This window comes from Kitasatospora terrestris, assembly GCF_039542905.1.
GTDB classification, from domain to species: domain Bacteria; phylum Actinomycetota; class Actinomycetes; order Streptomycetales; family Streptomycetaceae; genus Kitasatospora; species Kitasatospora terrestris.
The window spans coordinates 1,646,032-1,671,061 of record NZ_BAABIS010000001.1 but is presented as its reverse complement, the minus strand read 5'-3'; the positions used below and the strand labels follow the sequence as shown (position 1 = coordinate 1,671,061).

The window sequence follows — 25,030 nt, the reverse complement described above, 5'->3', positions numbered from 1 at the left end:
CCGGGCGGGAGCGCCGCGCGTGCCGCGGTGCGGCGGTCAGCCCTTGGCGAGCAGCGCCTGGGCGTGTTCGCGGACCTGGTCCTTGGTGAGGTACACGTCCGTGTACTCGAAGTCGCGCAGCCGGGCGGGCTGGCGGGCCAGGAAGCCGGTGCGGACGAAGTCGTCGCCGGCGGTCGCGTTGAGCAGCCAGTTGGCGGCCGTCCGGTACTTGGCGGCGTTGGTGCGCATCGCCATCACGTGGTAGCCGCGGGCCACCAGCTGGGCGGGCACGCCGTGCAGTTCGATGCCGACCGGCTTGGAGACCGCGTCCTTGCCGCCGAGGTCGACGACCAGGCCGAGGTCCTTGTGGAAGTACGGCTGCAGCGGCTGGCCGCGCAGCGAGGCGACCAGGTTGTCGGCGACCGCCTTGCCCTGCCGGGCGGAGTGCTGGGCGGTGGGCGGGCAGACCGCGCCGTCGCCCTTGGCGAGGTCCGGGACGGCGGCCGCGTCGCCGAGCGCGAAGACGCCCTCGAACTGCGGCACCCGCATCTCCGCGGTGACCGCGATCCGGCCGCGCACCGTCTCCGCGTCCAGGGTGCCGATCAACGGGCTGGCCGCGACGCCGGCGGTCCAGATCAGGGTGCGGCAGGGGAGGGTCCGTCCGTCGGTGAACTTGACGCTCTCCGCGCCGACTTCGGCCACCGAGACGCCGAGCGAGACGTCCACGCCGCGGCCCCGGAGGATCTGCATCGCGGTGTCGCCGAGCTTGTCGCCGAGCTCGGGCATCAGCTTCGGGGCGATGTCGATCAGGTGCCACTTGATCTGCCGGGCGTCCAGCCGCGGGTAGCGGCGGGCGGCGGCGGTGGTCAGCCGCTGCAGGCAGGCGGCCGTCTCGGTGCCCGCGTAGCCGCCGCCGACCACCACGAACTGCAGCCGCGACTCGCGCTCGCGCTCGTCCATCGAGGTGGACGCCAGGTCGAGTTGGGCGATCACGTGGTCGCGGATGTAGGTCGCCTCGGCGAGCGTCTTCATGCCGCGCGCGTAGTCCGGCAGGCCGGGGATGTCGAAGGTGCGGGTCACGCTGCCCGGGGCGAGCACCAGGTAGTCGTACCGCTCGGCGGTCACCTCGTCGGTGATCTTCCGGACCACGGCGACCTTGGAGCGCGGGTCGATGCCGATCGCGCCGCCGGGCACGATGTGGGTGCGGCGCAGCGACCGGCGCAGCGAGATCGCCACCGACTGCGGGGTGAGCACACCGGCCGCGACGTGCGGCAGCAGCGGCAGGTAGAGCTGGTAGCTGAATGGCGTGACCAGCGAGATCTCCGCCTCCGCGGGCGCGAGCTTGCGCTCGAGCCGGCGGGCGCACTCCAGGCCGGCGAAGCCGCCGCCGACGATCAGGATCCGAGGTCGCTCCATCGTTCATCCCCTACCGTGGATGGTCCGTGCCGTGTCAGGACACGTGTCAGGACAACTGCTCGCCACACTCGCACGGCCCAAGCACGGTTGCCACCGGAGGAGCCCGATAGGCTTTCCGGATGCTCCCCGAGGTGACGGCGGTCCGGTACGTGACGCCACTGCGTGAAGGCGGCTCCATGCCGGGCCTGGTCGAGGCCGGCGACCGGCGGCTGTACGTGCTCAAGTGGTGCGGCGCCGCGCAGGGCCGCAAGGCGCTGGTCGCCGAGGTGCTGGCCGGTGAGCTCGGGCGCGGTCTCGGGCTGCCGGTGCCGGAGCTGGCGCTGCTCGACCTGGACCCGGTGCTGGCGCGCAGCGAGCCCGAGCAGCAGATCCAGGAGCAGATGCGGGCCAGCGGAGGCGCCAACCTCGGCATGGCGTTCGTCGGCGGGGCGCTCAACTTCGACCCGCTGTGCTTCGAGGTGGACCGCGAACTGGCCGCACGGGTGCTGTGGTTCGACGCGCTGATCGGCAACGTGGACCGGTCGTGGCGCAACCCCAACCTGCTGGTCGCGGCGGGCGGGCTGCGGCTGATCGACCACGGCGCCAGCCTGATCTTCCATCACCACTGGGCGGGCGCGGCGGGCTGGACCCGCAAGCCGTACGACGCCTCGGACCACGCGCTGGCCCGGGCGGTCGACGACCTGAAGGCGGCCGACGAGGAGCTGGCGCCGCTGGTGCCGGAGGCGCTGGCGAGGGCGGTGGCGGCGATCCCCGAGGTGTGGCTGGTGGATGAGCCGGGCTTCGAGGCGCCCGACGCGGTGCGCGAGGCGTACACCGCGCAGCTGACGGCCCGGCTGGCGGGCCCGCGCGACTGGCTCCCGGAGGTGGGCGGCTGATGGACACCACGGCGAAGGACACCACGGCGGCGGACGGCGGGTCCGGGGAGCCGCACGACTACGAGTACGCGGTGATCCGGGCGGTGCCCCGGGTCGAGCGCGGGGAGTGCGTCAACATCGGGGTGCTGCTGTACTGCCGCTACACCGGGTACCTGGGCGCCCGGACCCACCTCGACCAGGCGCGGCTGCTGGCGCTCGACCCGGTGGTCGACGTCGCCGGGGTGCGGCGGGCGCTGCACGGCATCGAGGCGGTCTGCGCCGGCGGCGAGGCCGCCGGGCCGGCCGCGAAGGACGGCGCCGGGCAGCGCTTCCGCTGGCTGACCGCGCCGCGCAGCGCCGTGGTGCAGCCCGGCCCGGTGCACACCGGGCTCACCGCGGACCCGGAGGGGGAGCTGCGGCACCTCTTCGACCAGCTGGTGCTGTGAGGGTCCGGTACCGGTGAGGTAGTTGCCGGGGTCAACACTGGAGGCACTGAACCATTGGGCGTAACCTGGACGCCATGGGCACCACAGGGATCGGCACCGCGCCGACGACCGCCGAGCTGATGGAGACGGTCGCCGCCGTCGGTACCGCGTACTTCCAGGACTTCGCCGCCGCCGCGGCCAAGCACGGGCTGAACTCCTCGCAGGCCAAGGCGCTCAAGTCGGTGCTGGAGCCGGTCCCGATGCGGGCGCTGGCCGGGCGGCTCGGCTGTGACGCGTCGAACGTGACCGGCATCGTGGACCGGCTGGAGGCGCTCGGCCTCGCCCACCGCGAGGCGGCCGCCGCCGACCGCCGGGTCAAGATCGTCACCATCACCGAGGAGGGCCGGAGCGTGCTGGAGCGGATCCGCCTCGACATGACCCGCGCCCAGGCCGCCTTCGACAGCCTCGACGAACCGCAGCGGATCATGCTCCACGGGCTCTGCCGGCAGGTCCTGCCGCTGCTCGCGGTCCAGGACCGCACCAACCCGTAGCCCCGCCTCCGCTGTCGGTGCCCCCGGATAGGGTCGGCGGACGGAGGTGGTGTGCGGGTGTGGACGGTCACCGGGCTGCGTTGGGCCGACGGCCAGGCGTTCCTCGCGGCCGGTGACGGGCGGCGCGAGCACGTCCGGGCGCTGAGCGCCGGGCTGCGGGTCGGCTGGCGGATCGGCGGCCCGCGGCGGTGCGTCGGCGTGTGGAGCGCCGGCCGGCAGCGCCCCTGCCCGTACGGCGAGAGCGTCGCCGCGGAGGCCAAGAACGCGCAGTGCCCGACCTGCCAGAGCGCCGACCGGGGGCTGGCGCTGGCCCGCGACCAGATCTTCGACGACGGGCGGACGTACCGGCTCTACCTCGCGTGGTTCGGCGACGGCCTGCGCAAGGTCGGCCTGACGGCCGAGGAGCGCGGCACCGCCCGGCTGCAGGAGCAGGCGGCGCTGGCGTACGCCTTCGTCGGCCGCGGCCGGCTGCCGGCCGTCCGGCGGGCCGAGCTCACCGTCGCGCAGGCCGGGCTGGCGCGCGAGCGGATCCCGTCCGCGCTCAAGAGCGCCGCCTGGTGGTCGCCGGGCGGGGAGGCGGAGCGGCGGGCACAGATCGTCGCGCTGCGCGCCGAGGTGCTGCGGCTGCTCGACGGCCACGGCCTGCGGCTGCTGGCGGACGACCCGGTCGTCGACCAGGTGGCGATGTACGGCCTGACCGGCGGGGTGCCGGAGGCGTACGGCGAGGTGAAGGCGCTGGCGGACGGCGCGGTGCTGGCCGGGGCGCTGCGCCCGGCGATCGGCGGGCACCTGTTCGTCGACCCGCTCGACGGCGGCGACGGGGAGGGCGGCGGGCCGCTCCTGCTGGACAGCCGGCTGCTCACCGGGTGGGCGGTGAGCGCCGTCCCCGCGCAGCGCTGCGCGGGGATCGAACCGGTGCCGCGGGCCCGCCCGGTGGCGGAGGCGGAGCAGGACTCGCTGTTCTAGCCGCCGGGTCCTAGTTGCCGCGCTCGCGCTTCTGCCGGGCGCCGAGCGGGGCCAGGGAGAGGTCCTGGGCGGTGGAGCGCAGGTTCTTGTACCCGTAGCCGCGGTCGGTCAGCCACAGCTCCGCGGCGGTCTCGGCGCGGACGGTCGCCGCCGCGATGTCCTCCTCCCGCTCGCCGTGCTCCAGCACGCGGAAGGTGAAGAACGGCCGGGCGGCCAGGTCGTAGCTGAGGTGGCCCTCCTCGGTGAACGCGGCGGTGAGCACGTCGTGCTCGGCGGCCTCGGCGAGCAGCTCGGCGCGCTGCCCGTCGGTGAGGGCGTCGAAGGAGCCGCGGACGATGATGCGGAAGGTGCGCTGGGTCATGCGCCCGACGGTAGCCCGCGGGCCGGGGTGCGGCGTACCGGTTTTCCGCGGCGGGCCCGCGCACCGGATCTCCGCCGGGCGGCCTCGCGGAGTTCTGCCTGACCTCGACTGTTAGGCTTGCGAAGCGTGAGCGCGAAGCCCAAGATCCCCAATGTCCTGGCCTCCCGGTACGCCTCGGCGACCCTGGCCCAGCTGTGGTCCCCCGAGCACAAGGTGGTCCTGGAGCGCCACCTGTGGCTCGCCGTCCTGAAGGCGCAGAAGGACCTCGGCATCGAGGTTCCGGCCGACGCGGTCGCCGACTACGAGCGCGTGATCGACCAGGTCGACCTGGAGTCGATCGCCGCCCGTGAGCGGATCACCCGCCACGACGTGAAGGCCCGCATCGAGGAGTTCAGCGACCTCGCCGGCCACGAGCAGATCCACAAGGGCATGACGTCCCGGGACCTCACCGAGAACGTCGAGCAGCTGCAGGTGCGCCAGTCGCTGGAGCACGTCCGCGACCGCACCGTCGCCGTGCTGGTGCGCCTGGGCCGGCTCTCCGCGCAGTACTCCGAGCAGGTCATGGCCGGCCGCTCGCACAACGTGGCCGCCCAGGCCACCACCCTCGGCAAGCGCTTCGCCACCGTCGCGGACGAGGTGCTGGTCGCCTTCCGCCGCCTCGAGGAGCTGATCGCCCGGTACCCGCTGCGCGGCATCAAGGGCCCGGTCGGCACCGCGCAGGACATGCTCGACCTGCTCGGCGGCGACGCCGAGAAGCTCGCCGAGCTGGAGCAGCGGGTCGCCGGCCACCTCGGCTTCGACAACGTCCTCGTCAGCGTCGGCCAGGTCTACCCGCGCTCGCTCGACTTCGAGGTGGTCAGCGCCCTGGTGCAGCTGGCCGCCGGCCCGTCCAGCCTGGCCAAGACCATCCGCCTGATGGCCGGCCACGAGCTGGTCACCGAGGGCTTCAAGGAGGGCCAGGTCGGCTCCTCCGCGATGCCGCACAAGATGAACACCCGCTCCTGCGAGCGGGTCAACGGCCTCGCCGTCATCCTGCGCGGCTACGCGTCGATGACCGCCGAGCTCGGCGGCGACCAGTGGAACGAGGGCGACGTCTCCTGCTCCGTGGTCCGCCGGGTCGCGCTGCCGGACGCGTTCTTCGCCTTCGACGGCCTGCTGGAGACCTTCCTGACCGTGCTCGACGAGTTCGGCGCGTTCCCCGCCGTCATCGAGGCGGAGCTGGACCGGTACCTGCCGTTCCTCGCCACCACCAAGGTGCTGATGGGCGCGGTGCGGGCCGGCGTGGGCCGCGAGACCGCGCACGAGGTCATCAAGGAGCACGCGGTCGCCTCCGCGCTCGCGATGCGCCAGGGCGCCCGGGAGAACGCGCTGCTCGGCCGCCTCGCCGAGGACGAGCGGATCCCGCTCGACCGGGCCGCGCTCGACGCGCTGCTCGCCGACCGGCTCTCCTTCACCGGCGCGGCCGGCGCCCAGGTCGCCGAGATCGTCCGCCGGATCGAGGCCGTCGCCGACGCCTACCCGGCGGCCGCCAAGTACGCCCCCGGCGACATCCTCTAGCGACAGCCGGACCGAAAGGGGCGCGCGGGACTTCGCGCGCCCCTTTCCGTATCCGGGCTAGCCCGTGGTGTCGATGATCTGAACGACCAGGATCTGTTCGCCGCGCACGTCGGCGATCGACGTGATGAGCATGCCGTCGAAGTGGTCGGTGCGCAGCGGCATGGCTCCGCCCTGCCAGTCGCGGCCTTCAGGGTGTTCGAGGGAGCAGACGAGTGCGATCTCCGCGGCTGCCTTGCGGGCGAGTTCGCGGCGGTCCTGCGTGAGGCCGTCCAGCAGGGACTCGGGCCCGAAGTCCCAGGCCCAGTCAGCCATTGCGGACCTGGTCGCCGGCGGTCCGAACGATCTGGGCCATGCCGAGCACGGCCGTGCGGCGGGTGGCCTCGTCGTCGTTGAAGCGCATGGTGTGCTCGTACGCACGGTAGCGGCGGGACAGCTCGGGATCCTGCTCGATGACCAGGATCATGCGCCAGTGCAGCATGAAGGCCTGGAGCGGGCCGATGCTCGACTCCTTGAGCGACTTGCTGACGGCGCGGTGCTCGTCGGCGGCGAGCTCGGCGAGTCTCTGCGGGGCGACGGCGGCCACCGCGGACTGGAGTTCCTCCACGGTCGTCACTTGGGCGAAGTGGACGCGCCCGGCGGTGTCGACCACTGAGTCCTGTGCGTTTCCTGCCATCACCACGGTCCCTTCTCCCCTGCCCCGGACTGGCAGCGGTCCGACCCTACCGCCAACATCCGTCACTGGTCCGGGTACGCGCGATGGACTACCGGGTGCCGTGCTGTCGGCCGGGCTGCTCCTCGGGAGCGGGGTGGCAGGTGGGGCATTCGTGGCCCGGGTCCAGGGGCGGGGTGGTGGGGGCCGCGTGCCAGTCGCAGTCGGGTTCGGCGAGGGGCTCGGTGTGGTCGAGGACGTTGCCGTGGACGGTGGCGACGGCGATCAGGCCGCCGCCGGCGAGCAGGGCGGCGCAGATGAGCATCGCGGTGCGGAAGGCGTCGTCGACCTCGGCCGGGACGCGGTAGGCGTCGCCGGTGAGGCCGGCCAGGGCCGGGAGGGCCGCCACGGCGAGCAGGCCGGCGGCACGGGCCGCGGCGTTGTTGACGCCGCTGGCGATGCCGGCGTGCCGGACCTCGACGGCGGCGAGCACGGTGGCGGTGAGCGGGGCGACCAGCAGCGTCATGCCGCAGCCCAGCACGACCACGGCGGGCAGCACGTCCGTCCAGTACGAGGCGGTCGGGCCGATCCGCAGCATCAGCAGCACGCCCACCGCGCAGATCATCGGACCGAGGGTGAGCGGCAGCCGCGGGCCGACCGCCCGGCCGAGTTTCCCGGCGCGGCTGGAGAACGCCAGCATCAGCACGGTGATCGGCACCAGCGCGACGCCCGCGGTGAGCGGGCTGAAGCCGGAGACGATCTGCAGCTGCACGGTCAGCAGCAGGAAGATCCCGCTGAACGCCGCGTACACGCACAGCGTCACCAGGTTGATCGCGGTGAACAGGCGGGAGCGGAACAGCTCCAGCGGCAGCATCGGGTCGGCCGAGCGGCGCTCGACCAGGACGAACGCCACCGCGCAGAGCACACCCGCCGCGCCGGTCACCGGGGCGAGGGCACTGTCCGGTTCGGTGAGGGTGTACGTCACCCCGGCGAGGGCGAGGGCGGCGAGCACGGCGCCCGGGACGTCGAAGCGGCCCGACGCCTCGGGGTCGCGGGTCTCCGGGACGTGCCGGGCGGTGACCGCGACGACCACGGCGGCGAGCGGCACGTTCAGCAGGAAGATCCACCGCCACCCCGGTCCGTCGACCAGCCAGCCGCCGAGGAACGGCCCGACCGCCGCCGCCACCCCGCCCAGCCCCGACCAGGCGCCCACCGCGCCGGCCCGGTCGTCCGGGTGGAACACGGCCTGCAGCATCGCCAGCGAACCCGGCGTCAGCAGTGCCCCGCCGATGCCCTGCAGCGCCCGCGCCGCCACCAGTACCCCGACGGAGGGCGCGGCCGCGCAGGCCGCCGACGCGACGGCGAACCAGCACACCCCGATCAGGAACACCCGGCGCCGCCCGTACCGGTCGCCGAGCGAACCGCCGAGCAGGATCAGCGCCGCCAGGGTCAGCAGGTAGGCGTTGACCGTCCACTGCAGGTCGGCGAGCGAGGCGCCGAGGTCCTCGCCGATCCGGGGCAGGGCGACGTTCACCACCGTCCCGTCCAGCATCGCCATGCCCGAGCCGAGCACGGTGGCCAGCACCACCCACCGGCCGGGCGCCGTCCCCAGCCGGATGCCGCCGGCCCTGCCCGCGTCCACCGTCGCGTCCACCCCCCGATCGTCCGCCCGCGGCGCGCCGAATGCCAGCGGCGGTGCCGGACCCCGGGCGAGCCGCGGCGGCCGGGGACGGCAGAATTGATCCATGGCCGCACCGCACCCCGACATCAGCAGCCGTGACGTCACCGGCCGCCCGGCCGGACGGACCGACCGGTGGTGAGCCCGGACGGCGCGCAGGGCGCCGGTTTCGGCTTCGTCGGGCGCCAGCGGGAGCTGGACCGGCTGGTCGAGGCGATGGTCGGCCCGCCCGCCGTGGTGCTGGTCGAGGGCGAGGCCGGGATCGGCAAGTCCCGGCTGGTCGCCGAGGCCGCCGCCGCCGTCCGGGGCCGCCCGGTGCTCACCGGCTACTGCCACCCGCTGCGCGAACCGCTGCCGTTCGGCCCGGTGGTGGACGCGCTGCGCGCCATCGGCCCGCTGCTGCCCCCCGCCGACCGGATCCCGCCCAGCGCCGGGGCGCTGGCACCGCTGCTGCCCGACCTCGCCGACCGGCTGCCCCCGCCGCCGCCCGTCGCCGGCGCCGCCCCGAACGACCGCCACCGGCTGGTGCAGGCCGTACGCGCCGTGCTCGGCGCCATCGGCGAAGCGGTGCTGGTCGTCGAGGACGTCCACTGGGTCGACGACGCCACCCGCGAACTGCTCCTGCTGCTCGCCCGCGACCTGCCGCCCGGCCTGGCCCTCGTCCTCACCTACCGCGGCGAGGACCTGCCGCCCGACACCCCCGTGCTCGGCGCCGCCTACCGGCGGCCGCCCGGCATCGGCGGCGCGCTGATCCGGCCCGCGCCGCTCGCCGAGTCCGAGGTGCACGAACTCGCCCGCGCAGCCCTCGGCCCCCGGGCCACCGCCGCGCTCGCCCGGGTGCTCTTCGACCGCAGCGAAGGCCTGCCGCTGGTCGCCGAGGAGGACCTGATCACCCTCTGCGAGGAGGGCCGCCCCGGACTCACCGACGCCGCCGACCTGGCCTCGGACCTGGAGCACTCCGAAGTGCCCCGCGGCCTGCACGACGCCGTCACCGAACGGCTCGCCGCGCTCTCCCCGACCGCCGGCGCGGTGGTCGAGGCCGTCGCGGTGCTCGGCGTCCCCGCCGACGAGGAACTGGTCGCCGCCGTCGCCGGACTCGACGGCGCCGCCGCGGCCGAAGGCCTGATCGAGGCGCTGCGGGTCGCCGCCCTGCACGAGGCCGCCCCCTCGCGGTACGCCTTCCGGCACGCCCTCGCCCAGCAGGTCGCGTACCGCAGGATCCCCGGCCCGCAGCGCGCCGCGCTGCACCGTCGGGCCGTCCGCGCCCTGGAGACGCGCGAGCCGCGACCGCTCGTCCAGATCGCCCACCACACCCAGGCCCTCGGCGACCGGCGGGCCTGGCAGGTGGTCGCCGAGGCCGCCGCCGACCAGGCGGTCGCGCTCGGCGACACCGGCAGCGCCGGCGCGCTGCTGCGCCGGCTGCTGGCCGAACCCGACCTCGACGCCGAGCAGCGCGGACGGGCCGCCCTCGCGCTCGCCCGGATCGCCGCCAACGGCGTCGACCTGCGGGAGAGCGCGCGGATCCTGGGCAGCATCATCGCCGACCCCCGGCTGTCCACCGCCGACCGCGGCGAGATCCGGTTCAGCCTCGGCATGCAGGTCGCGGTGCACGGCGGCGACCGGGCCGGCTTCGCCGAGATCGAACGGGCCGCCGAGGAGCTGCTGGCGGACCGGCCCGCCCGGGCCGCGCGGGCCCTCGTCGCGCTCGCCATGAACGAGCGCGACGGCGGCGGCGCGCGCGCCCGCGGGCTGCTCGACCGGGCGAACGCCCTGCTCGCCGACAGCCCCGAACCCGAGGTCGCCGCGGCCGTCCTCGCCACCCGGCTGACCATCCTCGCCCGGGAGGGCGACCCGGCGGTCTGGGCGGAACTCGAACCGCTGCCCCGCACCTCCGACAACCCCGAGATCGTCCGGCAGACCACCCGGGCCCTGTACAACGTCGGCGACATCGCCGTCGACCTCGGCCACGACGCGCGGTCCGGCCTGCTGCTCGCCGAGAGCCGGCGGCTCGCCCGGCTCGCCGCCATCCCCTACCTCGAGTGCTACAGCCGGATCGTGCTGCTCCGGCTCGACGGGCTGGCCGGCCGGTGGGACGGCATCGAGGACCGGTTCGCCGCGCTCGGCGCCGAGTTCCCCGACCTGGCGCTCGCCGGATCCGAGCGGGCCCTGCTGCTCGGGCGGCTCGCCGCGGCGCGCGGCCGGCTCGCCCTCGCCCAGGAGGAGTACGCGGCCGCCGCCGAGTACGGCGAGCGGGAGTCGCAGGTCACCACCGCACTGCGCGCCGCCGCCGGGCTCGCCGCCCTGCGCCTCGCCGAGGGCGACGCGGAGCGGGCCGCCGAGGTCGTCGCGCCGGCGGTGCGGGCCCTGCGGGACGCCGCCGCCTGGGCCCGCTCCGGGGAACTGCTGCCGGTCGCGGTGGAGGCGCTGCTCGCCGTCGGCGACCTCAGCGGCGCCGAGCGGCTCGTCGCGGACGCCGCGACCGGGCTGGCCGGCGTCGACGCGCCCGCGGCGTTCGCCGCGCTGGCGCTCGCCCGCGGGCTGCTCCTGGAGGCGGGCGGCGAGGCGGCTGACGCCCCCGGGGACGGGGCGGGCACGGGGCCGGCCGGTGCGCCCGCCGCCGACGGGGCGATGGGTGGGCCTGCGGCGGCGCTGCCTGACGGGGCGACGGGTGGGTCCGGGGACGGGCGTGCGGTGGGGTCGGAGGACGTCGGCGCTGCCGGGCGGTCCGGTGACGGGGCAACGGGCGCGCCTGCGGCGGAGCGGGAGGCTGCGGCGGCGCTGCCTGACGGGGTGACGGGTGGGTCCGGGGACGGGCGTGCGGTGGGGTCGGAGGACGTCGGCCGGGAGCCGGGCGGCCGTGCCGGGCGGGCGGCAGGGCTGCGAGGGGCGGCGGCGCTGGAGGCGTTCCGGGAGGCGCGGGACCGGTGGCGCGGGATCGGGCGGCCGTACGAGGCGACCCGGGCCGAGGAGCGCGTGGCACGGGCGCTCGCGATCACCGACCCCGCCGCGGCGGCGGACCGGCTGGTGGACGTCGAGGACGCGTACACCGCGCTCGGCGCGGCCTCCGACGCGGCGCGGTGCCGGCACGCCCGGCGCGACCTCGGCCTCGGCCGGACCGCCTCGCCCGGGCGGCGCGGCTACGGCGAAGGGCTGTCGCCCCGCGAACGCCAGGTCGCCGAACTGGTCGCCCAGGGCGCCAGCAACCAGGACGTCGCCCAGGCGCTCTTCCTCTCGCCGCGCACCGTCGAGCACCACGTCGCCAACGTCCTGCGCAAGCTCGGCGTCGGCCGCCGCGACCTCCGCGACGCGCTCGCCCGCCACCCCGCGGACGGCTGAGGGCAGGCCCCGGACCCGGAGCGCCGGTACCCAGTGTTCGGGGGCGGGGATGGGTAGCGGTACGGATTGATCATGGGGGCGTCGGCGGGTTTGCTGGTGGGCACGCCAGCCCGTGCGACGAGCGGAGGTTCGCCGATGAGACTACGAGTGCTGTCCGGGATGCCCGAGGCCGCGGAGACCGTGCCGTACGGGCTGCCGGGGGCGGCGGGACGGCGGGAGCGGTTCCGGCGGTACGCGCGGGAGCACTTCGTGGACGCGGGGGAGGCGGGCGCGACCTTGCGCCACCTGGTGCCCGCACCGCGGTGCGGGGGGCGTCCGGTCGTGGCGTCCGGGGAGGTGGCGCGGGTGCGGCCGGCCCGGCGGCGGGCCGCGGGGCGTTCGGTGGCGCTGGTGCGCCTGGCGAGGTTGAGCCGCCTGTCGGCCGGTGCGGTCGGCTGACGGGCTTCCCCACGGGGGATCGCCGTCCGGTGGCCGTGCCGTCCCCGCCTCTGCCCGCGCTCTCCGCCGGGCGGGCGGGGCGGGGAACGCGCGGTGCGGCCGTCGGACGGTACGGGGAGACGGGCCGACGGGCGGCGAGGTGGTGTGGGCCCCTCCCGTCCGTCGGTGCCCCGGAGCGGGGTGACGGACCGTCACCCGGTCGGCCGGGTGCGTGCTGCCGGGGCGCGGGGCGGCGCGGCGCTAGCGTGGGTCGGCATGGACACGGGTGATCCGGCGGCGGGGCCGGACTGGGCGGTGTGGGCGCCCGAGTGGGATCCGGCGGGGCGCAGCGCGGAGGACGACGCACTCGCCGAGGAGGAGCTGACGGCGATCGGCCGGACGGCGGGCCGGGTCGCGGGCGGCGGGATCCGCGCGGCGGTGCTCGGGGTGAACGACGGGCTGGTGACCAACCTGTGCCTGATCCTGGGCGTGGCGGGCGCCTCGGTGGACGCGGGCACGGTGCGGCTGTCGGGCGTGGCGAGCCTGGTGGCGGGGGCGCTGTCGATGGCGGCCGGCGAGTGGGTGTCGGTGCGCAGCCAGTGGGAGGTGGCGCACGGCATGGAGGACGCGCTGCACCGGGCGTGGCACCGTTCGCCGCCGGTGGTGATGACGCACTTGGCGCGCCGGATGCGCGAGCGCGGGCTGGACGCCGCGACGGCGGCGAAGGCCACCCGGGGCGTCGTCCAGCACCGGCGGACGGCGCGTGAGACGAGTCTGCGGATCCTGTACGGGGTGAGTGCGAGCGACGCGGGGTCGCCGGTGGTGGCGGCGGTCAGTTCGCTGCTGCTGTTCGCGGTGGGAGCGCTGGTGCCGTTGCTGCCGTGGTTCTTCACCGAGGGGGGTACGGCGGTGGCCTGGTCCGCCGGGCTGACGGCGGCGGCCTCGCTGGCGGTGGGCGCGAGCCTGGGGTACGGCTCGGGCCGGGGCGCGGTGTGGGCGGCGGTGCGGCAGCTGCTGATCGTGGCGATGGCCTCGGCGGTGACGTACGGGGTCGGCGAGGTGGCGGGCACGGCGGTGATGTGACGGCGTGCGGCCCCGCGGCGGGTCGGCGTCAGCGCAGCAGACAGGCGCGCCGCCACATCCTCTCGACGGTGTGGTCGATGACGCCGAGTTCGGTGAAGAACTCGACGGCCTTGCGGGCCCAGTCGACGCGGGCCTCGCGCCAGTGCGGGTTGGCGGCGGCGACGCGCTGTGCCTCGCGCGGGTCGAGGCCGGCCAGGGCGTACACCCGGGGGTGGACGATCTCCAGAACGGCCTGGTTGGCGAGGACGGCGAGGGCGCGGCGGAACAGCGCGCGGCGCGGGGCGCCCATCGCGGCCCAGCGGCGTTCGAACTCGGGCTTGGCGTAGCCGATGTGCCGGGCCTCCTCGATCACGTGGATCCGGGCGACGGAGCGGGCGAGCGGCTGCAGGCTCTCGTCGCGGATCATCTCGCGCTGCATCGCGTCGGTGAACTCCTCGACGAATATCGCCCCGGCGAAGGTCATCGTGGTGTCGTTGACCAGGAAGTGCAGTTTGCCGAGCCGGTCGGCGCGGCGGGTGGGCCGGGCGGACGGGTAGCCGGTGGCGCTGATGTACCGGGCGAACATGGTGGAGTGCCGGCACTCGTCGGCGACCTCGGTGAGCGCGTACTGGGCGTGCCGGGTGGTCAGGTCTCCAGCGTAGACGTGCCGGATCAGGCCCTCCATCAGGACCAGCTCGAACCAGATGCCGGCCGAGGTGGTGCTGGCGAACTGGTGGACGCTGAACCGCGCCTGCTGCCGGGGCGTCAGGCGCTCCCAGAGCGGCGTGCCGTAGAGGGAGAGCCGGTGCGGGGCGATCGCGAACTGGTCGGGGTCGACGGGCGCGTCCCAGTCGATCTCGGTCAGCGGGTCGTAGGAGTGCTTGGCGGAGGCGCGCAGCAGGCGGGTGGCGTTCTGCTCGCGGTCGGCCAGGCGGTCGGCCAGGCGGTCGGCGGCGGCCGTGGTGGGGGCGGTGGGCTGCGGCATGCGGCTGCTCCGGAGGGCGCGGGGGTGAGGGCTCCAGGAGGAGTAAAGCAATTAGACCGCTTGTCAACAAGGCTCCGGGCGTGATTCGCCCGCAGCGCGCGCCCGGCCGACCGCGGCGAGACTGGCCGCATGGACCCGGTCACCGCGCTCGAACGGATCGCCTTCCTGCTGGAACGCGAACAGGCCTCCCCGTACCGGGTGAAGGCCTTCCGCACCGCCGCCGGCGCGGCCGCCCGCCTGCCCGACGGGCCGGTCGACGCCGCCCGCGCCGCCCGCCTGCCCGGCATCGGCAAGGTCACCGCCCAGGTGATCGCCGAGGCGTCGGCCGGCCGGGTGCCCGCGTACCTGACGGAGGTCGCGGCGCGGGCCGTGGTCGAGCCGCCGACCGGCGCGGCGGGGGAGCTCCACGCCGCGCTGCGCGGCGACTGCCACCTGCACTCGGACTGGTCGGACGGCGCGAGCCCGATCGCGCTGATGGCCCGCACGGCCCGCGAGCTGGGACACGGGTGGGCGGTGCTGACCGACCACTCGCCACGGCTGACGGTGGCCAACGGCCTGAGCGCGGAGCGCCTGCGCGAGCAACTGGAGGTGGTCGAGGCGCTGAACGCGGACCTGGCGCCGTTCCGGCTGCTGACCGGGATCGAGTGCGACATCCTCGACGACGGCTCGCTGGACCAGGAGGAGGACCTGCTGGCCCGCCTGGACGTGGTGGTGGCCTCGGTCCACTCCAAGCTGCGGATGGACCGCGCGGCGATGACCCGGCGGATGCTCGCGGCGGTCCGCAACCCGCTGGTGGACGTGCTGGGCCACTGCACCGGCCGGCGGCTGGGAGACAGGCCGCGGCCGGAGTCGGCGTTCGACGCGGAGCGGGTCTTCGCGGCCTGCGCGGAGGCCGGGACCGCGGTGGAGATCAACTGCCGGCCGGACCGGCAGGACCCGCCCGAACCGCTGCTCGCCCTGGCGGTGGAGGCGGGCTGCCTGTTCTCGATCGACACCGACGCCCACGCGCCCGGACAGCTGAGCTGGCAGGACGACGGCTGCGTCCGGGCGGCGCGGGCCGGGATCGGCGCGGACCGGGTGATCACCACCTGGGAGGCGGAGACCCTGCTGGACCGCCGGCCGGGCTCCCCGGGGACGGTCAGGCCGTGAGGCGCTCGCGGAGGCTGTCGAGGGTCTCGTCCTTGAGGCCCAGCCCGGCGCGGGCGTAGCTCTCGACGTCGCCCCAGTACTCGGTCATCGTCTCGATCGCCGCCGCCAGGTAGGCCGGGCGGACCGAGAAGACCGCCTCGGCGACCTCCGGGTCGCCGCCCGCCGCCACGAACGCGTCGATGAGCGGTGCGAACTCCGCCCGCACCGCCGGGTTCACCGCCAGGTACTCGGCCTGGACGGTCTGCACGTCCGCGCCGAGCAGCAGCAGCACCAGCGCCGCGCCCCAGCCGGTGCGGTCCTTGCCCGCGGTGCAGTGGAACAGCACCGGTCCGCCGCCGCGGTGCGCCAGCGCGGTGATCAGCTGCTTGTACGCCTGGCGGGCGGACGGGCTGGTGACGAAGGCCCGGTAGTCCTCGACCAGGGCGCGTTCGGCGCCCCCGTTGCCGAGCAGCAGGTTCGCCGTGCCCGGGTCGGCCATCGCCGAGGCGAGCGCGGCGGTCGCGCCACTGCCGGAGGCGTCCGCCAGCACGTCCGCGACCAGCAGGTGCGCCCCGCCGGGCACCCGGTCCGGGCGGGCGGCGCGCTCCGCCTCGGTGCGCAGGTCGATCACCGTCCGGATGCCCAGCGCGGTGAACAGCGGGTCGCCGGACGCGTCGAAGCGGTCCAGCTGGCCGGAGCGGAAGGCGATCCCGGGCGTGACCCGGGCGCCGCCCGGGAGGTCGATGCCGCCCAGGTCCCGGAGGTTGGCGACGGTGGCGGACTCCACGATGTGTGCGTACTGCATGACGACCTCCGGCGGCGACGGACCCTACCGGAACGCTAGGCGCGGCCCGGGCCCGGCGCCCGTGGAGCGCGTCCGCTCGGGGCGCGCTCTCCCCGGGGGCCCCGCGCGCCCTATTGCCCGACGGGTCGTCAGGCGGCAGGGTGGCACGCGGCTCCCCTCGCGGTGCCGGGGAGCATCGGGCGGACGAAGGGACGGAACCACCGGTATGGCAGCACGGATTCTGATCGTCACCGGCGACGCGGCCGAGTCGCTGGAGGTCTTCTACCCGTACCAGCGCCTCGTCGAGGAGGGCTACCGGGTCGAGATCGCGGCGCCCAGCCGCAAGCGGCTGCAGTTCGTGGTCCACGACTTCGTCGAGGGCTTCGACACCTACACCGAGAAGCCCGGCTACACCTGGCCCGCCGACCTGGCCTTCGCCGAGGTGGACCCCGCGCAGTACGCGGCGCTGGTGCTGCCCGGCGGCCGCGCCCCCGAGTACCTGCGCAACGACCCCGAGGTGCAGCGGATCGTCCGGCACTTCTTCGAGGCGGACAAGCCGGTCGCGCAGATCTGCCACGGCCCGCTGATCACCCTGCGCGGCGGCACCCTGTCCGGCCGCACCACCTCCGCGTACCCGGCGCTGGAGCCGGACGTCGAGGCGGGCGGCGCGGTCTTCGCCGACGGCGACGCCGTGGTCGACGGGCTGCTGGTCTCGGCCCGGGCCTGGCCGGACCACCCGGGCTGGATGCGCGCGTTCATCGAGGTGCTGCGCGAGAAGGCGCCGATCGACTAGGAGCCGGCTGCGGGGCGGAGGCGGGGGACGGCGGGTCCGGCGTCCCCCGCCTCCGCCGCGTCCTGGGCCGCCGTCACCTCGTCGCCGTGCTCGAAGCCCCCGGCGCCGACGGCCCCGATCGGCGCCGGCAGGGTGCGGCCCAGGTCGGTGAGGCGGTACTCGACGTGTGACGGCCCGTCCGGGGCCTCCCAGCGTTCCACCAGGCCGTTGGACCGCAGCCGCCGCAGCGTCTCGGTGAGGACCTTGGAGCTGATCTTGCCGATCCGCTCCCGCAGCTCGACCGGGCGCCGGGGGCGCCGAGGTGGTGCTGCCCTTCGCGGCGGGGGCGGACGTGGTGCGGGGGCTGCGCGCGGAGCCGGCGGGCACGGTGCTGGTCGACTGCTCCAACCCGGTCGGGCCGGGGTTCCGGCTGCTGACGGAGGGTGGGCCGTCGGCGGCCCGGCTGCTCGCCGCGGCGGCGCCGGAGGCGCACGTGGTCAAGGCGTTCAACCTCTGCCACGAGGACGTGTGGCGGATGCGCCCGCCGGTGTTCGGCGGGCGGCCGCTGGCGGTGCCGGTGTGCGGGGACGACGCGGCGGCCCTGGCCCGGGTGCGCGGGCTGGTGCGCGACGCGGGGTGCGAGCCGGTGGCCGGCGGGGGCCTCGACCGGGCGGGGCTGCTGGAGGCGACCGCCGCGCTGTTCATCGGGCTGTGGGCGGGGGAGGGGGCTGACGCGCAGGCGATCGCCCCGCCGCTGGCGTACGCCACCGGTCCGGCCCGCCGGTAGGCACCCGGTCGGTGCGGGTCCTTGGGCCGTCCGGGGGGTGGCGGTTGCCGCGGCCGGGGATGGGGGGAAGCGTGGAGCCATGGCACGAGGAAGCAGTGAGGACGAGCAGGAGCTGCTGCGGCTGCACGCCGGAGCGCTGGAGCGGTTCGGCCGGCTGGTCGAGGAGGCCGGCGCGGGGCAGTGGGAGGACCCGACGCCGTGCAGCGACTGGACGGTACGGGACCTGGTGAACCACGTGACGGTCGAGCAGCTGTGGGTGCCCGCGATGCTCGCCGGGTCGTCGGTGGCCGAGGTCGGCGACCGGTACGACGGTGACGTACTGGGCGACGACCCGGCGGCGGCCTGGCGGGCGGCCGCGGCGGCGGCGCTGGCCGCGTTCGCGGAGCCCGGCGCGCTCGGCCGGACGGTCCACCTCTCGTACGGGGACCGGCCGGCCGAGGGGTACTGCCGGGAGATGACGGTCGACGCGGTGGTGCACGGCTGGGACCTGGCCGTCGGGCTCGGCGCGGACGCGCGGATGGCCGCGGACGCGGCGGAGTTCGCGCTCGCCGAGGTCACGCCGTACGCCGACGCGCTGGTAGCGTCGGGCCTGTTCGCGCCGCCCGTCAGCGTGCCGGTCGGGGCCGACGTGCAGACCCGGCTGCTGGGGCTGGTCGGCCGGGACGCGACGGACCCGTTCGGCTCGGACCGGTGATCACGCTGCGGGGCCGGACGGTGGCGTTCCTGACGGCGCCGGCCGGGGTCGAGCAGGTCGAGCTGACGGCGAGCTGGCAGGCGGTGCTGGAGGCCGGCGGCACGCCCCGGCTGCTGTCCACCCGGCCCGGGCGGGTGCAGGCCTTCCGGGGCCTCGACCGGGCGGACACCTTCGCCGTGGACACCGTGGTCGCCGAGGCCGAACCCGCCGGGTACGACGGGCTGGTGCTGCCCGGCGGGGTGGCCAACCCCGACCGCCTGCGGACGGCGCCCGAGGCGGTCGACTTCGTCCGGGAGTTCGTCGGCCTCGGCCGGCCGGTCGCGGTGATCTGCCACGGCGGATGGACGCTGGTCGAGGCGGGCGCGGTGCGCGGCCGGACCATGACCTCGTGGCCCTCGATCCGCACCGACCTGGAGAACGCGGGCGCCACCTGGGTCGACGAGCCGGTGCACGTCTGCACGGACGGGCCGAACACGCTGGTGTCCAGCCGGAAGCCGGCCGACCTGCCGCAGTTCTGCGACACCTTCGTCAGCCGCTTCGCCCGGGCCGGGGCCTGAGGCCGCGGGCGGCGCGGGTCAGCAGTCGCGGAGTTCGGGGCTCTGGTTGAGGAGCTGGGCGCGCACGGAGGTGAACTTCCGGTAGGTGGCGGTGGTTTCGGCGCCCGGACGGAAGACGGCCACCCGGTGGCAGTTCTGGAAGGCCAGCTTGACGGAGAAGTGCCGCTCCAGGGCGCCGCGGATCGCGTCACTGGCCAGGGCGCGCAGCAGCTGGGCCCGCTCGGGTTCGCTCGGGGCGAGCGTGTTGTCGGCGAACTCTGCCCCGGTGGTGCCGAGTTCGGTGGTGAGGTCGCCGATCAGGCGGTAGGCGTACGGCAGTGAGGTGCGGACGGCGTCGACGAACTCGGCGTCGGCGACGTGGTCGAGTTCGGCCTTGGCGAGCAGCGTGGGGGAGACGTCGAGGGACATGGGGCGCGGCCTTCCTGGTCGGCTTCATGATAATGAAAGTCGTTTCCACTTGTGGTGGTGTCCGCGATGCTCCCCGTCGGCCTGACGGGATGTCAAGCGGGTGTCGGCCGTCCGGGTGGGGTGCGGGCGTGCCGCCGCTCGCGCCGGGCCGGGGCGGTTCCTAGAGTGGAAGGGGAGGTGCGCCGTGGATGATCAGGGCAGGACCGCAGCAGGTGCCGACCGCCGGATTCTGGAGCGGATCGGCGAGATGGTCGACGAGGAGCGCAGGCTGCGCGCCGCGCTGGCGGAGGGCCGGATCGACCCGGAGACCGAGCAGCGCGAGCTGAAGGGCATCGAGGAGCAGCTCGACCAGTGCTGGGACCTGCTGCGACAGCGGCGGGCGCGGGTCGAGGCCGGCGAGGACCCGGACCGGGCGTCGGTGCGCAGCGTGGCGGAAGTGGAGCGGTACGAGTCCTGAGCGGGCCCGTCAGACCGCCGCGTCGAGCGCGGCGGTGACCCGGTCGAGCAGGGTGCGCAGGGCGCGGACGTCCTCGAGCGGCAGGCCGGTGGCGGCCATGATGCGGCGCGGGACCTGCAGCGCCTCGGCGCGCAGTGCGGTGCCGGCCTCGGTGGGGGTGACGGTGACCGAGCGCTCGTCCTCGGGGCTGCGCTCGCGGCGGACCAGGTCGGCCGCCTCCAGGCGCTTGAGCAGCGGGGAGAGGGTGCCGGAGTCCAGGCGCAGGTACTCGCCGATCTGCTTGACCGGGAGCGTGCCGTGCTCCCAGAGCACCAGCATCACCAGGTACTGCGGGTAGGTCAGGCCGAGGTCCTTGAGGACCGTGCGGTAGACGCCGCCGAAGGCCCGCGAGGCGGCGTTCAGCGAGAAGCAGATCTGCAGGTCCAGGCGCAGCAGGTCCTCGTCCGGCACCTCGGGGAGCGTGGTCATGCCTCCCAGGGTATCGGGCCGCCGTGCGAACCATTGAGTTGTGCGCAATTGAATTGCGTGCTCTACTTGTGGGCGTAGGGCGGCCCCGTGGCCGCCGAGGCGAAGAAGGGATTGCTCGCATGGACGCGCTGTACACCGCCGTGGCCACCGCCAACGGACGCGAGGGCCGCACCGTCAGCTCCGACCGTCAGCTCGACCTGGCGCTGGCGATGCCGCCCGCGCTCGGCGGCAACGGCCAGGGCACCAACCCGGAGCAGCTGTTCGCGGCCGGCTACGCCGCCTGCTTCGCCAGTGCGCTGGGCCTGGTCGGCCGGCAGGCCCGGGTGGACACCGGCGACATCTCGGTGACCGCCGAGGTGGCCATCGGCAAGGACGCGACCGGCTTCGGCCTGGCCGTCGTGCTGCGGGTCGAGCTGCCGGACGAGCTGGACGGCGAGACCGGCCGGCTGCTGGTGAAGCAGGCGCACGAGGTCTGCCCGTACTCCAAGGCCACCCGCGGGAACATCCCGGTCGAGCTGATCGTCGAATAGTCGGGGACCGGAGAACGCGCGAGCGGGCCGAACCACGTGGGGGTGGTCGGCCCGCTCGCGTCCGTGCGTCGGCGGTCAGAGCGGGAGCAGCTCCGGGCGCTTGGCCTCGACGTGGTCACCGGAGGACTCGCCGCGCAGCCGGCGGCCGACCCACGGCAGCAGGTAGGTGCGGGCCCACTGCAGGTTCTCGCGGCGCTGCTCCGCGGCGGTCGGCTCCGGGCGGGCCGGCCACGGGGCCTCCGGGTCGGCCGCGACCGGCAGGCCGAGCGAGCGGGCGGCCAGCAGGGCGACCCGCTGGTGGCCCTCGGGGGACAGGTGCAGCCGGTCGTCGCTCCAGGCGCGGCGGTCGTGCACCGAGCGCAGCGACCACAGGTCGGCCACCTGGCAGCCGTTGCGGTCGGCGATCGCCCGCAGGTGCGCGTTGTAGGTGGCGATCTTGCCGCGCAGGTGGCGCAGCACCGGCACGTCCTTGGTGTCGAAGCCGGTGCAGATCAGCAGGGTGCCGGTGTGCTCGCGCAGTTCGACGACGGCCGCCTCGAAGCGCTCGGCGGTCAGGTCCGGGTCGCTGCCCGGACGCAGGATGTCGTTGCCGCCCGCGCAGAGGGTGACCAGGTCGGGCTGGATCCGGCGGATCTGCGGGACCTGCTCGGTCGCGATCTGGTCCAGCAGTCGGCCGCGGACCGCCAGGTTCGCGTAGCGGAAGTCGCCGTCCGGGCGCCGCGCGGCCAGCATCCCCGCCAGCCGGTCGGCCCAGCCGGCGAACGCCCCGTCCGGGCCCGGGTCGTTGAGCCCCTCGGTGAAGCTGTCCCCGAGGGCGGCGTACGAGCTGAAGTCAAGGGTCTCCTGGTAGTCAGCCATGCAGGAGATACTTCACTGTCTGAAGTGACCTACGCCACCGTAGGTGGCCGGTCGCGGTGGGTGATCTGCGCCACGGCCCGGCCGCGCGGGGCCGGGCCGTACGCTGAGGGGCATGACCACGGATGCGGTGACCGAGGAGAAGACCCGGCGCAGGGCGATGATGGTCCGGGCGACGATCTACATCGCCGGGACGCACCTCTTCGCCGGCTTCGTCATCCTGCTGTTCGCGCTCGGCGGCCGCGGCAAGTAGTCCGCGGGCCCGGGGGAGCTCAGCCGGTGGGGCGCAGGACGAAGACGCCCCAGCCCAAGTACGGGCGGCGGTAGGCGAGGTGGCCGTGGCGGCGTTCGGCGACGTAGCGGCGCAGCGCCGGGGTGTCCGGGTCGTCCGGGTTGGCGCGCAGCCAGTCGCTCAGGGTGCGCCACTGCGCGGCCTCGTAGCGGTCCCAGCTGTCCGCGTCCGCCAGCACCATCTCCAGCAGCTCGCAGCCCGCCTCCTCGAAGCGCGGCAGCAGGCCCGGCAGCGTGGTGAAAGTCTCGGGCGTGGCACCGAAGTCGGCGTACGCCTCCGCCGGGGGCTCGGCGTGCAGGAACGGCTCGCCGACCAGCAGCAGCCCGTCCGGGGCGAGCGCGGGCTTCATCAGCTCCAGGGTGCCGACCAGGCCGTCGCCGATCCAGGTCGCGCCGAGGCAGCTGACCAGGTCGAAGCCGCCCGGCTCGGCCCCGTACGCCGCCGCGTCCCCCCGCACGAACTCGATCCGGTCGGCGACCCGCAGCTCGGCGGCGCGCTCGCGGGCCGCCGCCAGGAACACCTCGCTCAGGTCGACGCCGGTGCCGCGGGTGCCCCAGCGGGCCGACCAGGAGGCGAGCAGCTCGCCCTTGCCGCAGGCCAGGTCGAGGATCCGGGCGCCGGGCCGCAGCCGGCAGAGCTCGCCGAGCAGGGCCAGCTTGGCCTCGGAGAACGGGTTGAGGATGCGGTGCGAGGACTCGGCGATCTCGTGGAAGCGCAGTGACATGCCGCGCAGTCTCGACCCAAGTCGGCCTCACGGCAACCGGATTAACGCTCGGCGCCGGACTGCTCGGCGCGGGACCGCTGGGTGACCGCGTCGAGGTGGGTGCGGAAGCGCACGGCCTGGGCCGGGTCGATCCGGGCCGGCGCCACCACCGCCGAGACGATCACGTCGCAGAGCTCGGCCGAGACGTCGTCCCAGGTGGGCGACCGCCCCTTGCGGGGGCCGGCCCCCAGCGCGCCGGTCACCGCCTGCCGGACGTCCTCGTCCACGGCTCTCCCCGGGGTCGTCACGGATCTGGTGCGACCGTACAGGGCGGATCGGGCCTTTGGTCCCGATTCGTGGAGGATCGGGTCTGGCCCGGGGCGGCGGCGCTTGGTGACCATGGACGGACCGGCGGCACCCTCCCCCGACCCGCCGGCCGAGCACCGGGAAGAGCATGTCGCAGCAGAACGCCCCGTCCGCAGGCCACGCACTGGTCGAACAGCACGGCGTCGACACCATTCCGGAGGCCGAGCGCACCAGCTCGCCGAGGGACGTGCTGTCGATCCTGGTCGGCTCCAACCTGGCCTTCGGCGTGGTCGTCTTCGGCTGGCTGCCGGTGTCCTTCGGGCTGTCGTTCTGGGCGGCGGCCGGCTCGGTGCTGATCGGGACGGTGCTGGGCATCGCGCTGACCGCGCCGCTGGCCCTGGTGTCGCTGCGGACCGCGACCAACCTGTCGACCAGCTCCGGCGCGTTCTTCGGCGTCCGGGGCCGCCTGATCGGCTCCGTGGTCGGCCTGCTGCTGTCACTCGGCTACACCGCGCTGGCCCTGTGGGTCGGCGGCGACGTGGTGGTCGGCGCGCTGAACCGGATGCTGGGGCTGCCGACCGGCGGCGCCGCGTGCGTGGTCACGTACGCGGCGCTGGCCGGGCTGAGCGCCACGGCGGCGGTGTTCGGCTACCGGCTGCTGCTGAAGCTGGAACGGATCCTGATGTGGGCCATGGGCGGGCTGCTGCTCGCCGGGCTGCCGGCCTTCGCGCCGCACTTCGACGCGGGCGCGCACGGCGACTACCTGCTGGGCGGCTTCTGGCCGACCTGGCTGCTGTCCGTGGTCGCCGCCGGGCTGAGCGGGCCGATCGCCTTCATCACGCTGCTGGGCGACTACACCCGGTACGTCTCGCCGGTGCGCCACTCCGGGCGGCGGGTGCTGTGGTCGACGGCGGGCGGGCTGTTCCTGGGGCTGCTGATCCCCCAGCTGTTCGGCACCTTCACCGCGGTGGCGACCGGCGCCGGCGACGACTACGTGGGCGGACTGATCGCCGGGGCGCCGGTCTGGTTCCTGCTGCCGCTGCTGCTGAACGGGCTGCTGGGCAGCGCCGGCAACACCGGCCTGATGCTCTACAGCATGGGCCTGGACCTGGACGCCGTCCTGCCGCGGGCCGGCCGGCGGCAGGCCACCAACGTGGTGGCCGCGGTCGTTGTCGCCCTGGTGTTCCTGGGGCACTTCGTGTGGAGCGCGCAGGACGCGGTGACCTCCTTCGTCCTGGTGCTGACCGCGATCGGCACGCCGTGGGCGGTGATCACCCTGATCGGCCACCGGCGGTGCCGCGGCGACTACGACCGCAGCTCGCTGCAGGTGTACAACCGCGGCACCCGCGGCGGCGTGTACTGGTACCGGTCCGGCTGGAACGTGCCCGCGACCACCGCCTGGGCCGTCGGCAGCGCCGTCGGACTGCTGGGGATCGACACGCCCGTGTACCGGGGGCCGCTGCTGGCCGCCACCGGCGGGATCGACGTCAGCTTCCTGCTGGCGGGCGGGGTGGCCGCCCTGCTGTACGTCGGGCTGTCGCGGCGCACCCGGGGGCTGGCCGGGCCCGAGCCGGTGCCCGCCGCGGCGGAGGCGCAGCGGGTCGGCTGAGCCGGCGCGGCACTCAGTGCAGGTGCTGCCGCCAGTCGGTGGGGACGCGGTCGCGCGGGCCCGGGGCGGGCTGGTCGACCGGGTGGGCGAGCGGCGGGTGCAGCGCCGGACCCCGGTAGTACTGCTCGGTCTCGACGTTCCACAGCCAGTCCTCGCCCGGCTCGAAACTGGCGAGGAAGGGGTGGCCGGCGGTCCGGGCGTGCGTGGTCGCGTGCCGGGACGGCGAGGAGTCGCAGCAGCCGACGTGGCCGCACGCCGCACACCGGCGCAGGTGGAACCACCAGCCCGCGCCCTCGCCGGACAGGCACTCGGCGCAGCCGTCGCCGCTCGGCGGGACGTCCGGGTCGATGCCGGGGACGGCGTCGCCGCCGCTGCCATCGGTGTCCTGGGACATGGGACCACCTCCGGTTCGCATGCTAGGCGGGGCCGGAGGGTCGGGCGAGG

Annotated in this window: 31 protein-coding genes; 17 read left to right on the top strand and 14 right to left on the bottom strand. The window is 75.3% G+C overall.

The window, feature by feature from the left end:
* Positions 1-36: 36 nt before the first annotated feature.
* Positions 37-1,395 carry an NAD(P)/FAD-dependent oxidoreductase gene (locus ABEB06_RS07795; RefSeq protein ID WP_345696071.1) on the bottom strand — a complete coding sequence of 453 codons (1,359 nt, stop codon included), beginning with the start codon at positions 1,393-1,395 and terminating at the stop codon, positions 37-39.
* 119 nt (positions 1,396-1,514) lie between these two features.
* On the opposite strand from ABEB06_RS07795, the gene ABEB06_RS07790 reads away from it, so the two are divergent.
* The 4 genes from ABEB06_RS07790 to ABEB06_RS07775 all read left to right on the top strand — a co-directional run bounded on the left by ABEB06_RS07790 (position 1,515) and on the right by ABEB06_RS07775 (position 4,191).
* A complete protein-coding gene (locus tag ABEB06_RS07790; protein WP_345696070.1) occupies positions 1,515-2,270 on the top strand; it encodes a HipA family kinase in 756 nt (251 codons plus the stop codon).
* On the top strand, positions 2,270-2,695 hold the full coding sequence (locus ABEB06_RS07785; protein ID WP_345696069.1) for a DUF3037 domain-containing protein: 426 nt from the start codon (positions 2,270-2,272) through the stop codon (positions 2,693-2,695). The genes ABEB06_RS07790 and ABEB06_RS07785 overlap by 1 nt, the downstream gene beginning before the upstream one ends.
* 74 nt (positions 2,696-2,769) lie before the next feature.
* On the top strand, positions 2,770-3,225 hold the full coding sequence (locus ABEB06_RS07780) for a MarR family winged helix-turn-helix transcriptional regulator (RefSeq protein WP_345696068.1): 456 nt from the start codon (positions 2,770-2,772) through the stop codon (positions 3,223-3,225).
* 51 nt (positions 3,226-3,276) lie between these two features.
* The gene (locus ABEB06_RS07775) at positions 3,277-4,191 is read left to right on the top strand and encodes a DUF2797 domain-containing protein (protein ID WP_345696067.1); all 915 of its coding nucleotides are present in this window, start codon (positions 3,277-3,279) and stop codon (positions 4,189-4,191) included.
* Between the two features lie 10 nt (positions 4,192-4,201).
* Here the strand turns inward: ABEB06_RS07775 and ABEB06_RS07770 are convergent, their stop codons facing one another.
* The gene (locus tag ABEB06_RS07770; protein ID WP_345696066.1) at positions 4,202-4,552 is read right to left on the bottom strand and encodes a DUF6204 family protein; all 351 of its coding nucleotides are present in this window, start codon (positions 4,550-4,552) and stop codon (positions 4,202-4,204) included.
* Between the two features lie 117 nt (positions 4,553-4,669).
* On the opposite strand from ABEB06_RS07770, the gene purB reads away from it, so the two are divergent.
* On the top strand, positions 4,670-6,109 hold the full coding sequence (purB, locus tag ABEB06_RS07765) for an adenylosuccinate lyase (protein ID WP_345696065.1): 1,440 nt from the start codon (positions 4,670-4,672) through the stop codon (positions 6,107-6,109).
* 57 nt (positions 6,110-6,166) lie between these two features.
* On the opposite strand, the gene ABEB06_RS07760 is transcribed toward purB, so the two are convergent.
* The 3 genes from ABEB06_RS07760 to ABEB06_RS07750 all read right to left on the bottom strand — a co-directional run bounded on the left by ABEB06_RS07760 (position 6,167) and on the right by ABEB06_RS07750 (position 8,505).
* Positions 6,167-6,421 carry a hypothetical protein gene (locus tag ABEB06_RS07760; RefSeq protein ID WP_345696064.1) on the bottom strand — a complete coding sequence of 85 codons (255 nt, stop codon included), beginning with the start codon at positions 6,419-6,421 and terminating at the stop codon, positions 6,167-6,169.
* Positions 6,414-6,782: a hypothetical protein gene (locus ABEB06_RS07755; RefSeq protein WP_345696063.1), complete on the bottom strand. Its 369-nt coding sequence runs from the start codon at positions 6,780-6,782 to the stop codon at positions 6,414-6,416. The genes ABEB06_RS07760 and ABEB06_RS07755 overlap by 8 nt, the downstream gene beginning before the upstream one ends.
* Positions 6,783-6,870: 88 nt before the next feature.
* Complete coding sequence (locus ABEB06_RS07750; RefSeq protein WP_425559583.1) at positions 6,871-8,505, bottom strand: MFS transporter; 1,635 nt, start codon at positions 8,503-8,505, stop codon at positions 6,871-6,873.
* Between the two features lie 66 nt (positions 8,506-8,571).
* On the opposite strand from ABEB06_RS07750, the gene ABEB06_RS07745 reads away from it, so the two are divergent.
* The 3 genes from ABEB06_RS07745 to ABEB06_RS07735 all read left to right on the top strand — a co-directional run bounded on the left by ABEB06_RS07745 (position 8,572) and on the right by ABEB06_RS07735 (position 13,272).
* Complete coding sequence (locus ABEB06_RS07745) at positions 8,572-11,772, top strand: helix-turn-helix transcriptional regulator (RefSeq protein ID WP_345696061.1); 3,201 nt, start codon at positions 8,572-8,574, stop codon at positions 11,770-11,772.
* 135 nt (positions 11,773-11,907) lie between these two features.
* Entirely contained in the window at positions 11,908-12,210 is a 303-nt protein-coding gene (locus tag ABEB06_RS07740; protein ID WP_345696060.1) for a hypothetical protein, read from the top strand.
* A gap of 255 nt (positions 12,211-12,465) precedes the next feature.
* Positions 12,466-13,272 (top strand): VIT1/CCC1 transporter family protein, encoded by an 807-nt coding sequence (locus ABEB06_RS07735; protein WP_345696059.1) that lies wholly within the window; start codon positions 12,466-12,468, stop codon positions 13,270-13,272.
* 28 nt (positions 13,273-13,300) lie between these two features.
* On the opposite strand, the gene ABEB06_RS07730 is transcribed toward ABEB06_RS07735, so the two are convergent.
* Positions 13,301-14,236, bottom strand: coding sequence for an AurF N-oxygenase family protein (locus ABEB06_RS07730; protein WP_345696058.1), 936 nt, complete (start codon positions 14,234-14,236; stop codon positions 13,301-13,303).
* A 129-nt stretch (positions 14,237-14,365) separates the two neighbouring features.
* On the opposite strand from ABEB06_RS07730, the gene ABEB06_RS07725 reads away from it, so the two are divergent.
* Positions 14,366-15,385 carry a PHP domain-containing protein gene (locus ABEB06_RS07725; protein ID WP_345696057.1) on the top strand — a complete coding sequence of 340 codons (1,020 nt, stop codon included), beginning with the start codon at positions 14,366-14,368 and terminating at the stop codon, positions 15,383-15,385.
* Here the strand turns inward: ABEB06_RS07725 and ABEB06_RS07720 are convergent.
* Positions 15,375-16,169: a tyrosine-protein phosphatase gene (locus ABEB06_RS07720; protein WP_345696056.1), complete on the bottom strand. Its 795-nt coding sequence runs from the start codon at positions 16,167-16,169 to the stop codon at positions 15,375-15,377. The genes ABEB06_RS07725 and ABEB06_RS07720 overlap by 11 nt on opposite strands.
* 205 nt (positions 16,170-16,374) lie before the next feature.
* Between ABEB06_RS07720 and ABEB06_RS07715 the strand changes: the two genes are divergently transcribed.
* Entirely contained in the window at positions 16,375-16,941 is a 567-nt protein-coding gene (locus ABEB06_RS07715; RefSeq protein ID WP_345696055.1) for a DJ-1/PfpI family protein, read from the top strand.
* On the opposite strand, the gene ABEB06_RS07710 is transcribed toward ABEB06_RS07715, so the two are convergent.
* A complete protein-coding gene (locus tag ABEB06_RS07710; RefSeq protein WP_425559764.1) occupies positions 16,938-17,195 on the bottom strand; it encodes a winged helix-turn-helix transcriptional regulator in 258 nt (85 codons plus the stop codon). The two genes, ABEB06_RS07715 and ABEB06_RS07710, sit on opposite strands and share 4 nt — an antisense overlap.
* Before the next feature lie 47 nt (positions 17,196-17,242).
* Between ABEB06_RS07710 and ABEB06_RS07705 the strand changes: the two genes are divergently transcribed.
* The 3 genes from ABEB06_RS07705 to ABEB06_RS07695 all read left to right on the top strand — a co-directional run bounded on the left by ABEB06_RS07705 (position 17,243) and on the right by ABEB06_RS07695 (position 18,958).
* On the top strand, positions 17,243-17,707 hold the full coding sequence (locus tag ABEB06_RS07705) for an NADPH-dependent F420 reductase (RefSeq protein WP_345696054.1): 465 nt from the start codon (positions 17,243-17,245) through the stop codon (positions 17,705-17,707).
* Positions 17,708-17,786: 79 nt separating this feature from the next.
* On the top strand, positions 17,787-18,401 hold the full coding sequence (locus tag ABEB06_RS07700; protein ID WP_345696053.1) for a TIGR03086 family metal-binding protein: 615 nt from the start codon (positions 17,787-17,789) through the stop codon (positions 18,399-18,401).
* Positions 18,398-18,958, top strand: coding sequence for a type 1 glutamine amidotransferase domain-containing protein (locus ABEB06_RS07695; RefSeq protein ID WP_345696052.1), 561 nt, complete (start codon positions 18,398-18,400; stop codon positions 18,956-18,958). Before ABEB06_RS07700 ends, ABEB06_RS07695 begins: the two co-directional genes overlap by 4 nt.
* Before the next feature lie 18 nt (positions 18,959-18,976).
* Here the strand turns inward: ABEB06_RS07695 and ABEB06_RS07690 are convergent, their stop codons facing one another.
* On the bottom strand, positions 18,977-19,366 hold the full coding sequence (locus ABEB06_RS07690; RefSeq protein ID WP_345696051.1) for an SCO5389 family protein: 390 nt from the start codon (positions 19,364-19,366) through the stop codon (positions 18,977-18,979).
* Positions 19,367-19,550: 184 nt separating this feature from the next.
* Here ABEB06_RS07690 and ABEB06_RS07685 point away from each other — a divergent pair, with 184 nt between their 5' ends.
* A complete protein-coding gene (locus ABEB06_RS07685) occupies positions 19,551-19,823 on the top strand; it encodes a DUF2630 family protein (protein ID WP_345696049.1) in 273 nt (90 codons plus the stop codon).
* A gap of 9 nt (positions 19,824-19,832) precedes the next feature.
* Here ABEB06_RS07685 and ABEB06_RS07680 read toward each other — a convergent pair whose 3' ends face one another.
* Positions 19,833-20,291, bottom strand: a complete 459-nt coding sequence (locus tag ABEB06_RS07680) for a MarR family winged helix-turn-helix transcriptional regulator (protein WP_345696048.1) — start codon at positions 20,289-20,291, stop codon at positions 19,833-19,835.
* A 119-nt stretch (positions 20,292-20,410) separates the two neighbouring features.
* On the opposite strand from ABEB06_RS07680, the gene ABEB06_RS07675 reads away from it, so the two are divergent.
* The gene (locus ABEB06_RS07675) at positions 20,411-20,821 is read left to right on the top strand and encodes an organic hydroperoxide resistance protein (RefSeq protein WP_345696047.1); all 411 of its coding nucleotides are present in this window, start codon (positions 20,411-20,413) and stop codon (positions 20,819-20,821) included.
* 75 nt (positions 20,822-20,896) lie between these two features.
* On the opposite strand, the gene ABEB06_RS07670 is transcribed toward ABEB06_RS07675, so the two are convergent.
* Positions 20,897-21,679, bottom strand: coding sequence for an SGNH/GDSL hydrolase family protein (locus ABEB06_RS07670; RefSeq protein ID WP_345696046.1), 783 nt, complete (start codon positions 21,677-21,679; stop codon positions 20,897-20,899).
* Positions 21,680-21,791: 112 nt separating this feature from the next.
* Between ABEB06_RS07670 and ABEB06_RS07665 the strand changes: the two genes are divergently transcribed.
* Complete coding sequence (locus tag ABEB06_RS07665) at positions 21,792-21,929, top strand: DUF6126 family protein (RefSeq protein WP_345696045.1); 138 nt, start codon at positions 21,792-21,794, stop codon at positions 21,927-21,929.
* Positions 21,930-21,948: 19 nt separating this feature from the next.
* Here the strand turns inward: ABEB06_RS07665 and ABEB06_RS07660 are convergent, their stop codons facing one another.
* Positions 21,949-22,692: an SAM-dependent methyltransferase gene (locus tag ABEB06_RS07660; protein WP_345696044.1), complete on the bottom strand. Its 744-nt coding sequence runs from the start codon at positions 22,690-22,692 to the stop codon at positions 21,949-21,951.
* Positions 22,693-22,733: 41 nt separating this feature from the next.
* A complete protein-coding gene (locus ABEB06_RS07655; protein WP_345696043.1) occupies positions 22,734-22,958 on the bottom strand; it encodes a nucleoside triphosphate pyrophosphohydrolase family protein in 225 nt (74 codons plus the stop codon).
* Between the two features lie 167 nt (positions 22,959-23,125).
* On the opposite strand from ABEB06_RS07655, the gene ABEB06_RS07650 reads away from it, so the two are divergent.
* Positions 23,126-24,586, top strand: a complete 1,461-nt coding sequence (locus ABEB06_RS07650) for a purine-cytosine permease family protein (protein ID WP_345696042.1) — start codon at positions 23,126-23,128, stop codon at positions 24,584-24,586.
* A gap of 13 nt (positions 24,587-24,599) precedes the next feature.
* Here the strand turns inward: ABEB06_RS07650 and ABEB06_RS07645 are convergent, their stop codons facing one another.
* Positions 24,600-24,980, bottom strand: coding sequence for a UBP-type zinc finger domain-containing protein (locus tag ABEB06_RS07645; RefSeq protein WP_345696041.1), 381 nt, complete (start codon positions 24,978-24,980; stop codon positions 24,600-24,602).
* Between the last annotated feature and the right edge of the window lie 50 nt (positions 24,981-25,030).

What these genes read in the sequence shown, in the direction of transcription:
- ABEB06_RS07790 (WP_345696070.1), top strand. Translation starts at nt 1,515, where the DNA reads ATGCTCCCCGAGGTGACGGCGGTCCGGTACGTGACGCCACTGCGTGAA.
- ABEB06_RS07735 (WP_345696059.1), top strand. Translation starts at nt 12,466, where the DNA reads ATGGACACGGGTGATCCGGCGGCGGGGCCGGACTGGGCGGTGTGGGCG.
- ABEB06_RS07720 (WP_345696056.1), bottom strand. Translation starts at nt 16,169, where the DNA reads ATGCAGTACGCACACATCGTGGAGTCCGCCACCGTCGCCAACCTCCGG.
- ABEB06_RS07760 (WP_345696064.1), bottom strand. Translation starts at nt 6,421, where the DNA reads ATGGCTGACTGGGCCTGGGACTTCGGGCCCGAGTCCCTGCTGGACGGC.
- ABEB06_RS07780 (WP_345696068.1), top strand. Translation starts at nt 2,770, where the DNA reads ATGGGCACCACAGGGATCGGCACCGCGCCGACGACCGCCGAGCTGATG.
- ABEB06_RS07660 (WP_345696044.1), bottom strand. Translation starts at nt 22,692, where the DNA reads ATGTCACTGCGCTTCCACGAGATCGCCGAGTCCTCGCACCGCATCCTC.
- ABEB06_RS07795 (WP_345696071.1), bottom strand. Translation starts at nt 1,395, where the DNA reads ATGGAGCGACCTCGGATCCTGATCGTCGGCGGCGGCTTCGCCGGCCTG.
- ABEB06_RS07755 (WP_345696063.1), bottom strand. Translation starts at nt 6,782, where the DNA reads ATGGCAGGAAACGCACAGGACTCAGTGGTCGACACCGCCGGGCGCGTC.
- ABEB06_RS07670 (WP_345696046.1), bottom strand. Translation starts at nt 21,679, where the DNA reads ATGGCTGACTACCAGGAGACCCTTGACTTCAGCTCGTACGCCGCCCTC.
- ABEB06_RS07740 (WP_345696060.1), top strand. Translation starts at nt 11,908, where the DNA reads ATGAGACTACGAGTGCTGTCCGGGATGCCCGAGGCCGCGGAGACCGTG.
- ABEB06_RS07675 (WP_345696047.1), top strand. Translation starts at nt 20,411, where the DNA reads ATGGACGCGCTGTACACCGCCGTGGCCACCGCCAACGGACGCGAGGGC.
- ABEB06_RS07785 (WP_345696069.1), top strand. Translation starts at nt 2,270, where the DNA reads ATGGACACCACGGCGAAGGACACCACGGCGGCGGACGGCGGGTCCGGG.
- ABEB06_RS07690 (WP_345696051.1), bottom strand. Translation starts at nt 19,366, where the DNA reads ATGTCCCTCGACGTCTCCCCCACGCTGCTCGCCAAGGCCGAACTCGAC.
- ABEB06_RS07725 (WP_345696057.1), top strand. Translation starts at nt 14,366, where the DNA reads ATGGACCCGGTCACCGCGCTCGAACGGATCGCCTTCCTGCTGGAACGC.
- ABEB06_RS07730 (WP_345696058.1), bottom strand. Translation starts at nt 14,236, where the DNA reads ATGCCGCAGCCCACCGCCCCCACCACGGCCGCCGCCGACCGCCTGGCC.
- ABEB06_RS07680 (WP_345696048.1), bottom strand. Translation starts at nt 20,291, where the DNA reads ATGACCACGCTCCCCGAGGTGCCGGACGAGGACCTGCTGCGCCTGGAC.
- ABEB06_RS07700 (WP_345696053.1), top strand. Translation starts at nt 17,787, where the DNA reads ATGGCACGAGGAAGCAGTGAGGACGAGCAGGAGCTGCTGCGGCTGCAC.
- ABEB06_RS07770 (WP_345696066.1), bottom strand. Translation starts at nt 4,552, where the DNA reads ATGACCCAGCGCACCTTCCGCATCATCGTCCGCGGCTCCTTCGACGCC.
- ABEB06_RS07715 (WP_345696055.1), top strand. Translation starts at nt 16,375, where the DNA reads ATGGCAGCACGGATTCTGATCGTCACCGGCGACGCGGCCGAGTCGCTG.
- ABEB06_RS07650 (WP_345696042.1), top strand. Translation starts at nt 23,126, where the DNA reads ATGTCGCAGCAGAACGCCCCGTCCGCAGGCCACGCACTGGTCGAACAG.
- ABEB06_RS07645 (WP_345696041.1), bottom strand. Translation starts at nt 24,980, where the DNA reads ATGTCCCAGGACACCGATGGCAGCGGCGGCGACGCCGTCCCCGGCATC.
- ABEB06_RS07750 (WP_425559583.1), bottom strand. Translation starts at nt 8,505, where the DNA reads ATGGATCAATTCTGCCGTCCCCGGCCGCCGCGGCTCGCCCGGGGTCCG.
- ABEB06_RS07665 (WP_345696045.1), top strand. Translation starts at nt 21,792, where the DNA reads ATGACCACGGATGCGGTGACCGAGGAGAAGACCCGGCGCAGGGCGATG.